The following is a 15,601-nucleotide window of genomic DNA, read 5'->3' as shown; positions in this document are numbered from 1 at the left end:
TGGTCCGCCCGGAGCCGGGCATCCGCGTCGCGTCGCCGGTCGCGTCGCCATGCGAGCGTTCCCGCAGTTCCCCGTGCCCCCGCCGGCCGTGCCCGTGCGGTGGCACACCCTCGGAAGGAACCCGATGAGGATCTCCCGCGCCCGTCTCACCCCGATCGTCGCCGCCGGGGCGGTCCTGGCCGCCGCCCTGGCCGGCGTCGGCCTGCCCACCGCCCCCGCGACGGCCGCCGCCGGCTGCCGGATCGACTACGTGCCCAACCAGTGGACCGGCGGCTTCACCGCCAACATCCGGATCAGTCCCGGCGACACCGCCGTCAACGGCTGGACCGTCACCTGGACGTGGGGCGGCGACCAGCGGATCACCAACGGCTGGAGTGCCGAGGTCAGCCAGTCCGGTGCCACGGTGACCGCCCGCAACGTCGCCTGGAACGCCTCGGTGCCGGCGGGCGGCTCGACCGAGTTCGGCGTCCAGGGCACCGTCGGCGCGAACACGGCCGGGCCGACCGGGTTCGCGCTCAACGGCGTACCGTGCAACGGCGCGACCCCGCCCCCGACGACGACCGCGCCGCCGACCACCCCGCCCCCGACGACGCCGCCGCCCACCACGCCGCCCCCGACCACGCCGCCCCCGACCACCCCGCCGCCCACGACGCCGCCGCCCACCACCCCGCCGCCCGCCGGCTGCGGCACGGCCGTGCTCTGCGACGGATTCGAGAACCAGACCGGCTCGGTGCCGTCGGGCGACTGGACGGTGGTCAACCCCGACTGCTCCGGCACCGGTACGGCGGCGATCGACACCGCCACGACGCACAGCGGCAGCCGCTCCCTGCGCATCAACGGCACGGTCGGCTACTGCAACCACGTGTTCGCCCGGACCACCCGGGGCCTGAGCACCCTCGGCGCGGTCCGGTACGCCCGGCTCTGGGTGCGGCACACCACCGCCCTGCCCACCTCGCACGTCACGTTCCTGGCCATGGCCGACTCCGCCGACGGCGGCAAGGACCTGCGGATGGGCGGCCAGAACGGCGCGCTGCAGTGGAACCGGGCCTCCGACGACGCGACGCTGCCGGAGCAGAGCCCGTCCGGGGTGGCGCTGAGCCTGCCGCTGGCCACCAACCGCTGGTCCTGCGTCGAGTTCATGGTCGACGGCGCGCAGGGCCGGCTGAACACCTGGGTCGACGGCACGGCGGTCACCGGCCTGACCGTGGACGGCACCCCGACCCACGACATCGACGGGCAGTGGCTCAACCGCACGTGGCGTCCGCAGCTCACCGACCTGCGGCTGGGCTGGGAGAGCTACGGCGAGGGCGCCGACACCCTCTGGTTCGACGACGTCGCGGTCGGACCGAGCCGGATCGGCTGCTGACCGGCCGGGTCGGGCGGCCCGGACCGGGCCGCCCGACCCGCGTTGGCGAGGATTTCACCGCCGCGTGCGGATCCGTTCCACCGCCACCCCTGGCCTACGCCGGCCGCCGTGCCGAGACTGTTCCTCGCGCCGGTCCGCGCGGTCCGGCCCCGCGCCGGGGAGGGCACCATGATCGAGGGGTACGCCTTCGGGCTGCCGTCGTGGCTGAGCATCGCGGATGCCGGCCCCACGGACGCATCGGGGGAGCGGACCGTGTTGCCCGCAGCGCGCGCCCGCAGCCGGGCCGGCCTGTTCACGGCGCTGGTCGGCGCGCTCGACCTGCCCGGCCACGTCGGCCGCAACTGGGACGCGCTCGCCGACAGCCTGCGCGACCGGCTCGACGCCGGCCCGCTGACCCTGGTGGTCGACGAGGCCGCGCAGTTGCTCGCCGACGAACCCGTCGGCCACCTCGGCCTGCTCCTGGCGGTCCTCGGCGGCGCCGCCGGTGACGCCCCGCACCCGCTGCGGGTGGTGCTGCGGGACGCGCCGGAACGCGTGCCGGACGTGCGCCGCCGCACGGCGCGCGCCCTGCCGCGCCGCTGAGCCGGCCGGCGCGCCGCCGCGCCGCCGAGGCGGCCTGCGCACGGCCGCCGCCGCTGAGCGGGTCGCGCCGGAGCCCGCGCCCGCCGGGGCCCGCGCGCTCACCGGCTGGTCGGGGCCCCGGCTTCCACCGGCTGGTCGAGGATCGCGGCGAAGCGTTCCTCGGCGAGGTCGAGCTGGCCGAAGATGTGCTCCTTGACCGCCGGCGCGAGCGGGGTGTCCGACCGGGCGACCAGCTCCCGCAGGACCGGCACCAGCGGGCGGTACTTCGCCGCCAGGGAATGCACCTTCGGCCCGACGGTGTGGATCAACCCGACCCCGTTGTCGGTGAAGTCGGAGACCTTGACCACCCGGGCCCACGGCTCGCGGTCCAGGCTGGCCGCCACGTGCTCCCGGTACTGCGCGTGCCGGTCCCGGCCCGGGTCGTACACCGGATTGGTGACCGCGCCGACCAGCCGCGCGACCCGCGGGCCGAACCGCTCGGCGAGCGCCGCCAGCGCGGCGGCCGTGGGGTCGCCGCCGGCCGCCGGCCCCGCGCGGTGCTGGCCCGCCAGCTCCGCCGGGTGGTCCTCCACCGCGTCGTGCAACAGGCCGGCGACGATCACGTCCGCGTCGCGCACCTGGTAGTGGTGCATCAGCCGGATCGCGACCCGCAGCAGGTGGTTCAGGTACGGCTCGCGCACCCGCCGGTCGTCGCGGTGCAGCTCGGCGGCGAGCTCGAGGGCTGCGGTGAGCCGGGCGCGGGTGTCCTCGTCGAACGCGCCGATCTCCAGCCGGAACCGTTCCCGCAGGCCGGGCTCGCCGTGGATCTCGGTGATCGCGTGCATGGGCATCGAGGCCAGGTACGGCGGGAAGTCCATCCACCACTTATAGCTGATCTTCACCGTCCGTGGGTCTTCCCGTCGGTCTTGTGACGCCGACCGTGGCCCTGCTCAGCGCCGCCAGTTGGGTAGTTGCCGCTCCGACATCTCCCGCCAGAACCTGCGCAGGCCGACATAGTCGCCGTTCTGCCACGGCGCTCGGGCCTCGAATACGTAGCGCAGGCTGGCCAGGTCCCGCTGCCGGGCGCAGAAGCTCTGGTCCATCTCGTGCGGCATCCGCTCGCCCCGGGTGGGCAGCGGGCACAGCCGGAAGTCGCAGTCGTCCAGGCAGGTGGCCCCGGGGTCGCACCGGTCGGTGGCGTGCAGGGTGCGCGACGGCTGCATCGCCGAGCGGTCGTTGGTGAGGCAGGGCGGCAGGTCGCAGCGGTCCGCGCGGGCCAGCCGCTCCTCGCGTTCGGCCAGGGTGTCGCCCCGGTCGGCCAGGTTGAGCAGCAGCATGATGTCGGCGAGCAGCCGCTGCGCCCGGCCGCCGAGAATGCTCCAGCCCATCGAGTCGGGGATCCACAGGCGCTGCTCCCGGCGCAGGTGGTCGGGGACGCTGCACGAACCGACCCGGCTGGCGGTCTCCCGCTCGTCGATCCAACAGTACCGCTCCGGCCGCCGGGTGAGCAGCGCGTACACGCACAGCCGCCCCACCTCCAGCACGAAGGGGTGCGCCCCGCACCGCTCCCGCCCCGGCACCGCCGACCCCGCGATGCGCGTCCAGTGCTGCACCAACCCGTAGGGGTTGGAGCCGCGGCCCCGCCTCGGCAGCGGCTCGGCCGGGTCGTCGGGCAGGGCGAGCAGGGTGAGGGCCTGGAGGAGTGCCAGGTGGCTGTACCAGAAGCGGGAGTTGCGCAGCGCGAACTCGGCTTTCTCGACCAGGAAGCTGCGGTCCCAGCGCGCTCGGCCGACGGGCAACCTCCGCACGTTGGCCGCGAGGCGGAAGCCCTGCGCGAGCGCCATCTCCGAGGTGATCGAGAGCCGCCGGCCCTCGCCGGTGGGGGTTAGCTCGCGCAGCCACTCGGCGAGGGCGACACGGCTGCGGTGGTACCGTTCCTCGCCGGGCACCCCGGAATCGGTGTCCTCGACCGTGGACAGGTGCAGCAGCGGGACGACCCAGCCCCGCACCTGCTGCTCCCGCAGCGCCTTGGGGCCACCCCCGAGGCGCAGGTCCATGGAGCGGGGGCGGAGCAGCTCTGCCGTCGACAGGGCGAGGGTGGCGTCCATGCCGCCGAAGCCCAGCTCCCGCGCGGCGGCCAACCGCACGCGGTACGAGTGCTCGTCGGCGGCCAGCTGGAACAGGTCCGCGTACGGCGGGGCCCACAGCGGCCGGCGCCTGTCGACGGCCCCGTGGCGTCGCCTGTCGGTGATCAACCGGGCGGCCTCTCCCGTCCGCCGCACCACGTCGAGCTTCGCCTCGTCGAGGGGCCGGTCCGGCGTCTCGTGCTGGTAGCTGTGCCACCGCCGGGCCAGTTCGTTGACCAGGCTCGCGTGCCGGGGCTTCAGCGCGCTGGCGTCGATCTCCAGGGCGGCGGCGTAGAACTCGAGCTGCCAGCAGGCGTTCGGTTGGCCGGGAGCCGCCTGCTGGAGCAGGCCCACCATCTTCGCCGCGTCGTCCGGTTGGACGCTGGTCCCGGACAACATCGTGCGCGCCATCGACAGCGTCGTCAGCCTGGGCTTCTGCGCGGTGCGCCGGTCGGCTAGCTCGCGGGAGAGCAGGCGCATCGCGTTCAGGACCTCCCGGCTCGGCTCGGCCCGGACGAGCCGGCTCAGCAGCTTGTTCCGCACGTCGGGATCGACGAGCAGTTGGGCGCCGAGATAGGCCTGCAGGTCGCCGTGCTGGAAGCGGACCCCGTCGCTCTGCGCGTCGACGAGGCCCAGCTCGCCGCCCGCCGTCGCCGCGTGGGTGAGGTCGTCGCGTTCGGCGGGGTTGCGGCGTCCGTCCAGCTTCTGGCGCAGGGTGTCGAACAGGGGCCAGTGGGCGGAGGTCGGGTCCTGCCACCGGTCGTGGTCGGTGAGGTCCTCGTATGTCACCTGGAGGGTGTTGCGCAGGAATCCGGCGCAGGCGAACGCGGCGAGCACGAGCACGGTGTCCTCCCGATCCTGCCGGCTCTGCGCGAAGTCCTCCCGCAGGTAGCCGTCGAGCAGCGCCTCGCGCCACGCCTTGAGCAGCTCCCAGCGGGCCGCGTAGCGGTCGATCGGGCGGCTGGCCGAGTCGGGCTCCGCCTGGTAACCGGAGCGGTGCCGCATCCGGCCCTGCTGGTTGAGGTCGCGGATGATGCGCAGGAACAGTGGGGCGGCGGTGACGTCGGCGGCGTAGACCATGTCGATGACCGGTCCCCAGGCGGCGGGGCCCGACCGGTCGCCCGCCGTCAGCGCGTACTCCAGGGCGGCGCCCTCGCCGAGCGACTCCAGGCCGATCACGATGGCCGGCATGCCGCGCAGCGGGTCGTAGGGGCGCGACGCGATGATCACCGGGAGGTGGTCGTCGGCGGCCTTCGCGATCGCGGTGCGGATCACGCTCTCCCCGCTGTGGGTCTTGTCGGCCTTCGCTGCCTCCTCCAGCCCGTCGGCGAGCACCGCCAGCCGGTTGCCCCAGCGCAGCGTGCGCCACAGCCGGCCGGCCTGGGCGTCGCTGTAGAGCCGGGAGTTGACCTCCTCCAGGAAGCGGTCCCGGGCCAGCTGTTCGAAGTCGAGCTTGTCCTTGTCCTGCGCGTCGTGCAGCCGGATCGGCACCGGGACGATGCCCCGGCGGGCGAGTTCCCTGGTCAGGGCGACCAGCGTGGCGGTCTTTCCGGAGCCGACCCCGCCGACGATGACCGTGGGGCAGCGCACCCGGTTGTCGCGGATCCGCTCGATCAGGACCTGGCACAGCTCGTCGCGGCCCACCACCTGGTCGATGCCGTCGTTGGCGGTGCGCACCAGCTCGTAGGGCCTCTCCTTCGCCCGGCGCTGGTACCAGTGGCGGACGTGGAAGCGGGTGAAGATCCAGAAGACGAGGAAGGTCAGCGCGGCGCCGGTGACCGGGCCGAGGAAGCCGGTGATTGTGGTGCACGCCTTGCCGGCGTCCTCGCCGCCGCACGGGTTGGGCACGCCCGCGGGCCAGCGTATATGGAAGTGCAGCAGGTGGTGGGCGAGCAGGTGGATCAGCGGCAGGAAGAACTGGTTGAGGGCGACCACGCCCAGGACGCAGCCGACGCCCGACACGAGCAGGACCAGCACCCACGGGTAGTGCCACCAGCGCGCGTTCGTCGGGAACCGGCGAGCCTTCGGCGCCTGATCCTGGCGCAACCCGCCGCCCACCGCCACCTGCGTCCGCCTCGACAGACGGGACCACCAGACGCGGGGCGTCAGCAGCCACCCCCGCCAGAGCGGACCGCGCATGCGCCGCACCCCCGTCCGCCGCGCCCACCCGAAGGTGAGCATTGCTCACCACGCGTCCTGCGCCGAGGCTAACCCGTCACTATCGGGAGTGAACCGGCATTCGCGGCATCCGGGCGAGTGGGCAGCGCGGGGTCCTGCCGGCTGCCGACCGGGCAGAATGATCGGGTGGACCGGGTGTTGGCGGTGCTGGTGGCGTTGCCGCCCGCGCTGGTGCTCGCCCTGGTCTTCCTGCTGCCCGCGCTGGAGGCGTCGACGTTCCTGGGGCTGTTCGTGCCGGGGGAGATCGCCGTGCTGGTCGGCGGGGTGGTGGCGCACTCCGGCCGGCTGCCGCTGTGGGCCGTGATCGTGGCCGCGGTGGCGGGGGCGGCGCTGGGCGACCAGGCCGGCTACCTGGTCGGCCGCCGCTACGGTCGCCGGCTGCTGGCGCGTACGCCCCGGCGGTTCGTCCGCTCGGGAGAACTGCGGCGCGCGCTCGATCTGGTGCGCCGCCGGGGCGCGCTCGCCGTGGTGATCGGCCGCTGGGCGGCGGCGCTGCGGGCCCTGGTGCCGGGGATCGCCGGGCTCAGCGGGATGCCGCAGGCCACGTTCACCCTGGCCAACGTGGCCGGAGGGGTGCTCTGGTCGGTCACGGTCGCGGTGCTCGGGTTCCTCGCGGGCGCCTCGTACCGGCTGCTGGAGCGTCGTCTCGGCCTCGGCGGGGAGGCGGTGCTGGCCGTGATCGTGGTGGTGGTGGCGGTGCGGCTGTGGCGGCACCACCGGGCGGCCCGGCGGACCGGTCCGGCGCGCCGGGGCTGACCCCTGCGCGCCCTGATCGGGTGGTCGACGTGCCGGGACGGGGGAGAGAGGGGGCCCCCGCCCCGGCACGCCGAGTCAGGTGAGAAGGGGACCCTTCTCTACCGTATGCGTTAACAAGGGGCCCCTCCTTTCACAGCGGCAGGCGGTTTGCGCCGGCGAGCGCGCCGACCACCAGCGGGACCAGCGGCGCGGGCAGCACCTGGCCGTGGCGCAGGGCCGGCGTCCAACCGGCGTCGGTGCCCAGGTCGGGGTCGTGGGTCGCGTTGTACGCGGCCACCAGGTCGACCGGGCGGGCCCGGTCGCCGTCGGCGCGCACCCAGTTGCCGCGGGTGGTGACGGCGGTGCCGCCCCAGTCGTAGAGCAGGTCCTCGGCGGCGATGCCCGCGCCGAGGGTGAAGTGGTTGTTCTCCACGTACGCGGCGGACTGCACCCCGACGCCGACGGCGTACTCGAAGCCCTCGCCGGAGAGCCGGTACCAGTTGTTGTAGACGTCGACCTGGCCGAACCGGACGCGCGGCAGCCGCTGCAGCACCCGGTCGAACATGTTGTGGTGCAGGGTCACCTTGAGCCGGCCGACGTCCGGGCCGACGGTGTTCGAGGAGCCGATCAGCATGAGCTTGTCCCGGCCGACGAACCGGTTGTACGAGGCGGTGACCAGGCTGGCGGTGTGGGTGATGTCCAGGGAACCGTCGTGCACCTGGTAGGGGCGGCCGAAGTACACCGGCTGCGCGCTGTCGGGGTTGTCGCCGTCGGTGAACGTGTTGTGGTCGACCCAGACGTGTTCGCTGCGGCGCACCGAGACCTGGTCGTACTGGGAGTTCCAGTTGCCGGTCGCGCCGTCGGTCGGCGACCAGGCCGGGAAGCAGTCCCGGGCGTCGTCGAAGGTGAGGTTCCGCAGGATCACGTTGTTCGCGGTGTCGATCATCAGGGTCAGCCCGGTGAGCGTCGCCCCGCGCAGCCCCACGATGGTCGTGTTCGGGCCGACGTTGATCTGGGTCTGCTTCGTCTGGTTGGCCACCGAGCGCACCCGTGCGGCCTCCAGCGGCCCGGTCGGGGGCACCATGCCCCAGACGGCCGGGTCGTACGCGGCCAGGTAGGCCGCCTGCGAGTACTCCGGGTCGGCCAGGTCGGCGCAGCCGAGCAGGCCGCCGTCGGCGGCCTCGAAGCCGTCGATCACGCCGTCGACGACGATCACCTTGGGCGTGGCGTTGGTGCGGTTGGTGGCGTTGTCGCCGCCGAGGGCGTCGACCAGCTCGGCGCGGGTGCGCACGAGGTGGACCTGGTCGGCGGCGGCGGCGGAGCCGCCGGTGGTGCCGACGCCGTCGGCCGCCCAGCCGTCGCCGGCGGGCAGCGTCTGGCGGGCGAACCGTTCGACGGGTCGGGGCACCGGGCCGCCGGCGTCGGCGGGCGCGGCGGCCGCCGCGCCCGGTGTGACCAGCAGGGACAGGGCGACCAGGGCCGCCCCGGGAAAGCGGTGGCGCATGAGGACTCTCCGAAGGGGTCTGTCGGTGCGGCGGATTCCGTAACGGGTACGAAATGCCGGTACGACTGACCGTAAGGAAAATCACTCAAGTGAGTCAATAATTTCTATATGCAGCTATGTTGCATCAAATCGTGACAGGCGGCATTTGCCCGACCGGTCGCGGTCGCGAACGCGGTGGTTGCGCCCGATTTGCGGGTGCGGCAGTCGCCCGTCGTTTGCAGTGCGTTTTCACTGGCCCGGCACCGGGCCCGCCTCAGGCGTCCTCCTCCCTCGTCAGCTCGGTGCGCACCGGCGGCACCGCCCACGGCACGCCCAGCTCCGACAGCAGCGCCCCGGACCCGGCCGCCTCCCGCAGCGCCGCGTTGACGCCGCGCACGGTCAGCACCCGGTCCGGCCCCTGGCCGGTGACGGTCACCAGGTCGCCGCCGAGCAGCGTCGGCTCGGGCGCTGCCTGGACCGCCTCCAGCACGGCCGTGAACGGCGCCGTGCGGGCCAGCGGGGCGATCAGCGGCGTCCCGGCCGGGTCGGCCCGGTGCGCCAGCAGGTTCTCCAGCAGGCCGCGTCGCCCCGGCACCTCGCGGGGCGCGTCGTCGCCGGGCAGCAGCAGCCGGTCCGTCGGATATTCCAGCACCGCCCGCCCGGCCGTGCCGGTCACGATCACCTCCCCGGCGACGAAGTCCTCGCCGGCCAGGGTCACCGCCGCCACGATCGGCGGCCCGGAGCGCGGCACGACCCGCAGGGCCGCCGTGTCGTCCACCTCGATGGGGCGCACCCGGTAGCGCTCCAGCTCGATCGTCGCCGGCCGCACCGGCGCGCCGGTGACGGCCTCGGCCACGGCGAGGCACTGCATCACGGCGTGGGCGAGCGGGTTGGCCAGCGCCCCGTCGAGCACCGGCCGGCCGTGCAGCGTGCGCCGGCCCGCCCAGGGGGCCCGCGCGTAGTAGCCGTCCGAGCGCTGCCAGGCGGCCACCGTGGCGATGCCGGTGACGGTGCCGAGCCGCCCCGCCGTCACCGCCGCCGTCAGCTCGGCCAGCGCCGCCGAGCCGAGGGCCTGGAAGCCGACCTGGCAGGCCCGGCCCGTCTCGGCCACGGCGGCGGCCAGCAGCCGGTGCTCGGCCATCGACAGCACCGGCGGCTTCTCCAGCAGCACGTCCGCCCCGGCGGCCAGCACGTCCCGGGCGATCGGCAGGTGGGTGTGCGGCGGGGTGCAGACCACCACCACGTCCGGCCTCGCCGCCGCGAGCATCGCCGCGTGGTCGGTGAAGACCGCCGCGTCGACCGGCAGCGGCGCCGCCGGCTCCGGCTCGATCGGGCGTACGTCGACAAGCGCGACCAGGCGCACCCGGCCGGCGTCGTGCAGCGGCGCGATCACCCGGCGGTGCCAGCGGCCGTGTCCGTTCGCGCCGATGACCGCCACCCGGGGCGGCGCGCCGGTCGCCCCCGCGCTCACGCCGGCCCCGCCCTCATGCCGCCCCCGCGAGGGTCGCCGTGACCCCGTGCCGCTGCAGGGCGGTCAGCCAGTCGGTGACGTCGGCGCGGACCTCGTCATCGCCGGCCACCTCGGCGGGGAAGACCTCCCGCAGCCCGAACAGCGCCTCGACCACCCCGGCCGGGGTGCCGCCCGCGGTGGCCAGCGCGCCGGTGATCCGCTCGGCGAGCGGGTCGGCCAGCGGCAGCGCCGTGCCGTCGTCGGCGGTCCCGCACACGAACCGCATCCACGCGGCCACCACCAGCGCCGACCAGCGGGCCGACCGGCCCGCCGCGCGCAGGTCCACGATGGTGTGCAGCACCCGTTGGGGCAGCTTCTGCGAGCCGTCCATGGCGATCTGGAGCGTGCGGTGGCGGATCGCCGGGTTGGCGAACCGCGCCAGCACCTCGTCACCGTACGCGACCATCGACACCCCGTCCGGCGGGGTGAAGCTGACCGCCACCTCCTCGGCGACCAGCCGGCGCAGCATCCCGGTCAGCCCGGGCACGCCCAGCGCGTCGGCGACGGTCTCCCGCCCGGCGAGGGCGCCCAGGTAGGCGGTGGCCGAGTGCAGCCCGTTGAGGCCGCGCAGCTTCACCCGCTCCCACTGCCCGGCGTCGTCGGTGAGCACCGCCCCGGCCGCCTCCCACGCCGGCCGACCGCCCGGGAAGTCGTCCTCGATCACCCACTGGCGGTACGGCTCGGCGGCCACGGCCGCCAGGTCGGCGAAGCCCAGCGCGTCACGGGCCGCGGCGAGGGTCTGCGCCGTGCTGGCCGGCACGATCCGGTCCACCATCGTGCCGGGGAACGTGACCTGCTCGGACACCCAGGACAGCACCCGGTCGGACGCGCCGGAGCGGGCCAGCGCCTGCTCGACCAGCCCGCGCAGCCGGGCGCCGTTGGCGGGCAGGTTGTCGCAGCTGACCAGCGCGACCGGCCCAGCGTCGGCCGCCGCCCGGGCGGCCAGCCCGCGCACCAGCAGGCCGGGCACCGTCGTCGGCGGCGCGTCGCCGGCCAGGTCGGCGGCGAGCGCCGCGTCGGGACTCAGCCGCCCGGTCACCGGGTCGAGCTGGTACGCCTTCTCCGTCACGGTCAGGGTGACCACCCGGATCGCCGGGTCGGCCAGCAGCGCGACCACCGCGTTCGGGTCGCTCGCCGCGTGCCGGACCCCGGCCAGGGCCCCGATCACCCGGGTGCTGTCGCCCTCGCCGGACAGGGTGGTCACGCTGAACAGGTTGTCCTGTGCGGCGAGCGTCTCGACGAGGTCGGTGCTGCGCGGGGCGACGCCGACGATGCCCCAGTCGCCGCCGGCCGCGCCGACCGCCTCCTCCGTGTAGACGGCCTGGTGGGCGCGGTGGAACGCGCCGAGGCCCAGGTGCACGATGCCGGCCGGCACGGTGCCGGGGCGCAGCAGCGGTCGGCTGGCCTCGGGCAGCCGGCGCAGCGCGGCCAGCCCGAGGCGGGACGCGCCCACGGTCACCGCCATGCCGGGCCGTCCGGGAAGCGGAACTCGACGATCGACTCGGGGCGCATGGTGGCGCTGTAGCCGGGCGCGGCAGGCAGCAGGTAGCGCCCGTCCCGGGTGCGGACCGGGTCGACGAAGTGCTCGTGCAGGTGGTCGACGTACTCGACCATCCGGCCGTCGAGGCTGGTGCCGACGCGCAGGAAGTCGAAGATGGCCAGGTGCTGGACGTACTCGCAGAGGCCGACGCCGCCGGCGTGCGGGCAGATCGGCACGCCGAACTTCGCCGCCATGACGATCTCCGCGAGCACCTCGTTGACCCCGCCGACGCGGCAGGCGTCGATCTGCATGACGCCGATCGCCTCGGCCTGGAGCAGCTGCTTGAAGATCACCCGGTTGGCGGCCACCTCGCCGGTGGCCACCCGGCACCGGCCGCCGGTCAGCTCGGTCACCGCGCGGGCGATCCGGGCGTGGCCGAGGATGTCGTCGGCGTGCGTCGGCTCCTCGATCCAGTACGGGTCGACCTCCGCCAGCGCCGTCATGTTGGTGATCGCCTCGTCGACGTCCCACACCTGGTTGGCGTCCATCATCAGCAGCGCGTCCGGGCCGATCTCGGCGCGGATGATCCGCGCCCGGCGCAGGTCGTCGGCCGGTGGGCCGCCCACCTTCATCTTCATCGCCCGCCAGCCCGCCGCGTACGCCTCGCGGGTCAGCGCCCGGACCTTCTCGTCGGGATAGCCGAGCCATCCTACCGACGTGGTGTACGAGGGAAAGCCACTCTGCTCTAGCACCGCGAGCCGTTCGTCCCATCCGATCAATCCCTTGTCGAGGATGGTGGCCGCCTCGTCGGGGGTGAGGGCGTCGGTGATGTGGTGGAAGTCGATGCTGGCCACGAGCTCCTCGGTGGGCAGCTCGGCGAGGAACCGCCACATCGGCTTGCCGGCGAGCTTGGCCCGCAGGTCCCACACGGCGTTGACCAGCGCGCCGGTGGCCATGTGGATGACGCCCTTCTCCGGGCCCAGCCAGCGCAGCTGCACGTCGGCGCTGAGCGAGCGCCAGAACGCCACCGGCTCGGCGACGATCTCCTCGATCGTGCGGCCCCGCACGTGGTGGGCCAGGGCCCGCACGGCGGCGCAGGTGATCTCGTTGCCCCGCCCGTTGGTGAAGGTGAAGCCCGCGCCGACCACCCCGGCGTCGGTGCCCAGCTCGACGTACGTCGCCGAGTAGTCGCCCTTGTTGATCGCGTCCGAGCCGTCGCCGGCCGCCGCGGTCGGGAAGCGCACGTCGTGCACGTCGACGGAGGTGATCCTGACACTCACAGCTGTTCCCCGATCTTGTAGACCCTCTTGGGCAGGCGGTAGGCGAGGTCGACGATGGTTTCCGCGGCCTCGTCCTCGGTCAGCCGGTGTTCGGCGACCAGCCGGGCGAGGAAGCCGGCGTCGACGCGGCGGGCCACGTCGTGGCGCACCGGGATGGAGCAGAACGCCCGGGTGTCGTCGACGAACCCGGCCGTGTTGTAGAAGCCGGCGGTCTCGGTGACCGCCTCCCGGAACCGGCGCAGCACCTCGGGGGAGTCCAGGAACCACCAGGGCGCGCCCAGGTAGAGGGCCGCGTAGCCGCCGGCGAGCGGGGCCAGCTCCCGGGTGAAGGTGTACTCGTCGAGGGTGTAGACCACCACCCGCAGCCGGGGGTCGTTGCCGTGGGCGTCCAGCAGCGGGGTGAGCGCGTGCAGGTACTCGGTGGCCTGCGGGATGTCCCCGCCGACGTCGCGGCCGTGCCGGGCGTACAGCCAGCGGTTGTGGTTGCGCACCGAGCCGGGGTGCAGCTGCATCACCAGGCCGTCGTCGAGCGACATCCGGGCGAACTCCAGCAGCATGTGCGCCCGGAACGCCTCCGCGTCGGCGGCGTCGGCCGTGCCGCGCAGGCCCCGCTCGTACAGCGCCGCGGCCTCCCGGGCGTCGAGGTCCAGGGTCTGCGCGGTCGGGTGGCCGTGGTCGGAGCAGGTCGCGCCGGCGGCGATGAACGCCTCCCGGCGCCGCCGCAGGGCGGCCAGGAATCCGGCGTACGTGCCGGTGTCCTCCCCGGCGACCGCGCCGAGCCGCTCGACGTTGCCGGCCCAGTTGTCGAACTCCATGTCGACCACGTTGTCCGGGCGGAAGGTGGTGACCACCTTGCCGCCGGGGCCGCCCCAGCCGTCGGCGGCGAGCTTCGCGTGCTGGGCCAGGTCGTCCAGGGGCGACTCGGTGGTGGCCAGCACCTCGATGTTGAACCGGTCGAACAGGGCCCGGGGCCGGAACTCGGGCTCGGCGAGGCGGGCCGCGACCTGGTCGTACACGGCGTCGGCGGTGGCGGGCGACAGGGGGGTGTCGACCCCGAAGACCTCGGTGAGGGTCTGCTCCAGCCACAGCCGCGACGGGGTGCCCCGGAACAGGTGCCAGCCGTCGACGAAGCGCCGCCAGATCTTCCTGCCGTCGGTCTCCACCGGGCTGCCGTCCACCGTGGGGACGCCCAGCTCGGCCGGGGGCACGCCCTGGCTGAGCAGCATCCGGGTCAGGTAGTGGTCGGGCACGATGATCAGCCGGGAGGGGTCCGGGAAGGGCCGGTCCTCGGCCAGCAGGGCCGGGTCGACGTGCCCGTGCGGGGAGATGATCGGTTGCTCCGCCGCCAGCGCGTACAGCTGCCGGGCCAGCGCGCGCAGGCCCGGGTCGGCGGGGAGGAGCAGGTCGGGTCGGGAGGTGGTCGGCACGTCGGATGGCTCCTCGGATGCGGTCGATGGTGCGGGGACGGGCCGGCGGGGCCGGGCAGCGCCGGCCGGCCCCGGCGGGGCGGGCCGCTGAGGCGGCGCGCCCCGGGCGCGGTCGGTCAGGGCAGGGAGAGCAGGTCGGCCACCCGGACGGCCTGGCCGGTCTCGAAGGACCGGTTGGCGGCCAGGCCGGTGAGCAGCGCGAGGGCGCCGTCGCGGGCGGTGGCCGCCCGGCGCAGCGGGTCCGTCGCGCCGCCGAAGAGCACCTGCGTCATGCGGGCGTCCGCGCCGCCGTGGCCCTGCCGGGTGTAGCCCTCGACCTCGATGCGCTGCGGCGGCTGCCAGTAGGGGCGCAGCGTGAGCGTGGCCGAGCCGCCCTCGGCGGCGGCCTCGGTGCCGTGCAGCGCCGCGCCCTTGAGCGCGCCGGCGGCCTGCGGGCTGACGAACTCGCTCTCCACGACCTCCAGTTCGAGGCGGCCCCGGCTGCCGTTGACCATCACCCGGTAGCCCTCCCAGGGGGCGTACGCGGTGAGGTGGTAGGTCATCGTCGCGCCCGTGGAGTAGCGGGCCAGCACGGCCATGTCGTCCTCGATGGTGACGCCGGGGGCGAAGACGTTCTGGTCGCGGTGGTAACCGTCCTCGGCCTCGGCGTCGAGGTACAGCTCGCGCAGCCGGGGGTGCTCGGCCATTCGCAGCGCGAACGGGTCGTCGGCGGCGGCTGGGGCGTCGTGCGCGCGGGCGTAGTCGCGGGCGTAGCCGTGCCGGCGGCCGGCGTCGCCGTAGAAGAACAGCCGGCCGGCGGCGTAGACCTCGACCGGGGTGGCGTCGAGCCACCAGTTGACCAGGTCGAAGTGGTGGCTGGCCTTGTGCACCATCAGCCCGCCGGAGTTGGCCTTGTCGCGGTGCCAGCGCCGGAAGTAGTCCGCGCCGTGGCGCACGTCGAGCAGCCACTCGAAGTGCACCGACCCGATCTCGCCGACCGCGCCGTCGGCGAGCAGCCGGCGCAGCTGCTCGTGCAGGGGGTTGTAGCGGTAGTTGAACGCGACCGTGACGTGCCGGCCGGTCTCGGCGACCGCGTCCAGGATGCGCCGGCAGCGCGGGGCGTCGACGGTCATCGGCTTCTCCGAGACCACGTCGCAGCCGGCGTGCAGGGCCGCGACGATGTACTCGTCGTGGGTGGCGTCGACGGTGGTGACCAGCACCGTGTCGACCCGCTCCTTGGCCAGCATCGCGGCGAACTCGTCGGCGCGGTACGTCGGCACCGGCGCGTGGCCCAGTTCGCCCAGCCACCGGTTGTGCGCGTCCATGCGGGCCTGGTTGACGTCGGCGAACGCGACCAGCTCGGCGGTGTCGGCGTGGTCGCGCACCAGCGCCCGGACGAACATCTCGGCCCGGGCGCCGGTGCCCACCACCGCGTGACGGGTCCGTCCACCGGTTCTCGAAGACATCGCGGGGGCC

11 protein-coding genes are annotated in these 15,601 nt (G+C 74.5%); 3 read left to right on the top strand and 8 right to left on the bottom strand.

All coding sequences use genetic code 11. The annotated features are described in order from the left end of the window. Window positions 1–124: 124 nt before the first annotated feature. Window positions 125–1,366, top strand: coding sequence for a cellulose-binding domain-containing protein (locus tag LPA42_RS24040; protein ID WP_091277634.1), 1,242 nt, complete (start codon window positions 125–127; stop codon window positions 1,364–1,366). A gap of 108 nt (window positions 1,367–1,474) precedes the next feature. Then, window positions 1,475–1,948 carry a barstar family protein gene (locus LPA42_RS24035; protein WP_228986878.1) on the top strand — a complete coding sequence of 158 codons (474 nt, stop codon included), beginning with the start codon at window positions 1,475–1,477 and terminating at the stop codon, window positions 1,946–1,948. A 98-nt stretch (window positions 1,949–2,046) separates the two neighbouring features. On the opposite strand, the gene LPA42_RS24030 is transcribed toward LPA42_RS24035, so the two are convergent. Both LPA42_RS24030 and LPA42_RS24025 read right to left on the bottom strand, forming a co-directional pair. Then, entirely contained in the window at window positions 2,047–2,805 is a 759-nt protein-coding gene (locus tag LPA42_RS24030; RefSeq protein WP_077937780.1) for an HD domain-containing protein, read from the bottom strand. Window positions 2,806–2,877: 72 nt separating this feature from the next. Next, window positions 2,878–6,192, bottom strand: a complete 3,315-nt coding sequence (locus LPA42_RS24025) for an ATP-binding protein (protein ID WP_144082651.1) — start codon at window positions 6,190–6,192, stop codon at window positions 2,878–2,880. A gap of 165 nt (window positions 6,193–6,357) precedes the next feature. On the opposite strand from LPA42_RS24025, the gene LPA42_RS24020 reads away from it, so the two are divergent. Continuing rightward, on the top strand, window positions 6,358–6,987 hold the full coding sequence (locus LPA42_RS24020) for a DedA family protein (RefSeq protein WP_198956566.1): 630 nt from the start codon (window positions 6,358–6,360) through the stop codon (window positions 6,985–6,987). 130 nt (window positions 6,988–7,117) lie between these two features. Here LPA42_RS24020 and LPA42_RS24015 read toward each other — a convergent pair whose 3' ends face one another. The 6 genes from LPA42_RS24015 to LPA42_RS23990 all read right to left on the bottom strand — a co-directional run bounded on the left by LPA42_RS24015 (window position 7,118) and on the right by LPA42_RS23990 (window position 15,591). Next, window positions 7,118–8,470 (bottom strand): polysaccharide lyase family 1 protein, encoded by a 1,353-nt coding sequence (locus LPA42_RS24015; protein WP_077937782.1) that lies wholly within the window; start codon window positions 8,468–8,470, stop codon window positions 7,118–7,120. Window positions 8,471–8,723: 253 nt separating this feature from the next. Further along, window positions 8,724–9,920, bottom strand: coding sequence for a Gfo/Idh/MocA family protein (locus LPA42_RS24010; protein WP_077937783.1), 1,197 nt, complete (start codon window positions 9,918–9,920; stop codon window positions 8,724–8,726). 13 nt (window positions 9,921–9,933) lie between these two features. Further along, window positions 9,934–11,424: a mannitol dehydrogenase family protein gene (locus tag LPA42_RS24005; protein ID WP_077937784.1), complete on the bottom strand. Its 1,491-nt coding sequence runs from the start codon at window positions 11,422–11,424 to the stop codon at window positions 9,934–9,936. Then, window positions 11,415–12,719 (bottom strand): enolase C-terminal domain-like protein, encoded by a 1,305-nt coding sequence (locus LPA42_RS24000; RefSeq protein ID WP_077937785.1) that lies wholly within the window; start codon window positions 12,717–12,719, stop codon window positions 11,415–11,417. Before LPA42_RS24000 ends, LPA42_RS24005 begins: the two co-directional genes overlap by 10 nt. Further along, window positions 12,716–14,146 carry a glucuronate isomerase gene (gene uxaC / locus LPA42_RS23995; protein ID WP_077937786.1) on the bottom strand — a complete coding sequence of 477 codons (1,431 nt, stop codon included), beginning with the start codon at window positions 14,144–14,146 and terminating at the stop codon, window positions 12,716–12,718. The genes LPA42_RS24000 and uxaC overlap by 4 nt, the downstream gene beginning before the upstream one ends. A gap of 116 nt (window positions 14,147–14,262) precedes the next feature. Further along, window positions 14,263–15,591, bottom strand: coding sequence for a Gfo/Idh/MocA family protein (locus tag LPA42_RS23990; RefSeq protein WP_077937787.1), 1,329 nt, complete (start codon window positions 15,589–15,591; stop codon window positions 14,263–14,265). Window positions 15,592–15,601 lie beyond the last annotated feature (10 nt).

The organism is Micromonospora sp. DH13 (assembly GCF_020873825.1).
Lineage (GTDB): Bacteria > Actinomycetota > Actinomycetes > Mycobacteriales > Micromonosporaceae > Micromonospora > Micromonospora haikouensis.
Note: the sequence above shows the minus strand (reverse complement) of the source record. Positions and strands in the feature narration are given on the sequence as shown.

What these genes read in the sequence shown, in the direction of transcription:
- LPA42_RS24015 (WP_077937782.1), bottom strand. Translation starts at nt 8,470, where the DNA reads ATGCGCCACCGCTTTCCCGGGGCGGCCCTGGTCGCCCTGTCCCTGCTG.
- LPA42_RS23990 (WP_077937787.1), bottom strand. Translation starts at nt 15,591, where the DNA reads ATGTCTTCGAGAACCGGTGGACGGACCCGTCACGCGGTGGTGGGCACC.
- LPA42_RS24005 (WP_077937784.1), bottom strand. Translation starts at nt 11,424, where the DNA reads ATGGCGGTGACCGTGGGCGCGTCCCGCCTCGGGCTGGCCGCGCTGCGC.
- LPA42_RS24030 (WP_077937780.1), bottom strand. Translation starts at nt 2,805, where the DNA reads ATGGACTTCCCGCCGTACCTGGCCTCGATGCCCATGCACGCGATCACC.
- LPA42_RS24025 (WP_144082651.1), bottom strand. Translation starts at nt 6,192, where the DNA reads ATGCGCGGTCCGCTCTGGCGGGGGTGGCTGCTGACGCCCCGCGTCTGG.
- LPA42_RS24040 (WP_091277634.1), top strand. Translation starts at nt 125, where the DNA reads ATGAGGATCTCCCGCGCCCGTCTCACCCCGATCGTCGCCGCCGGGGCG.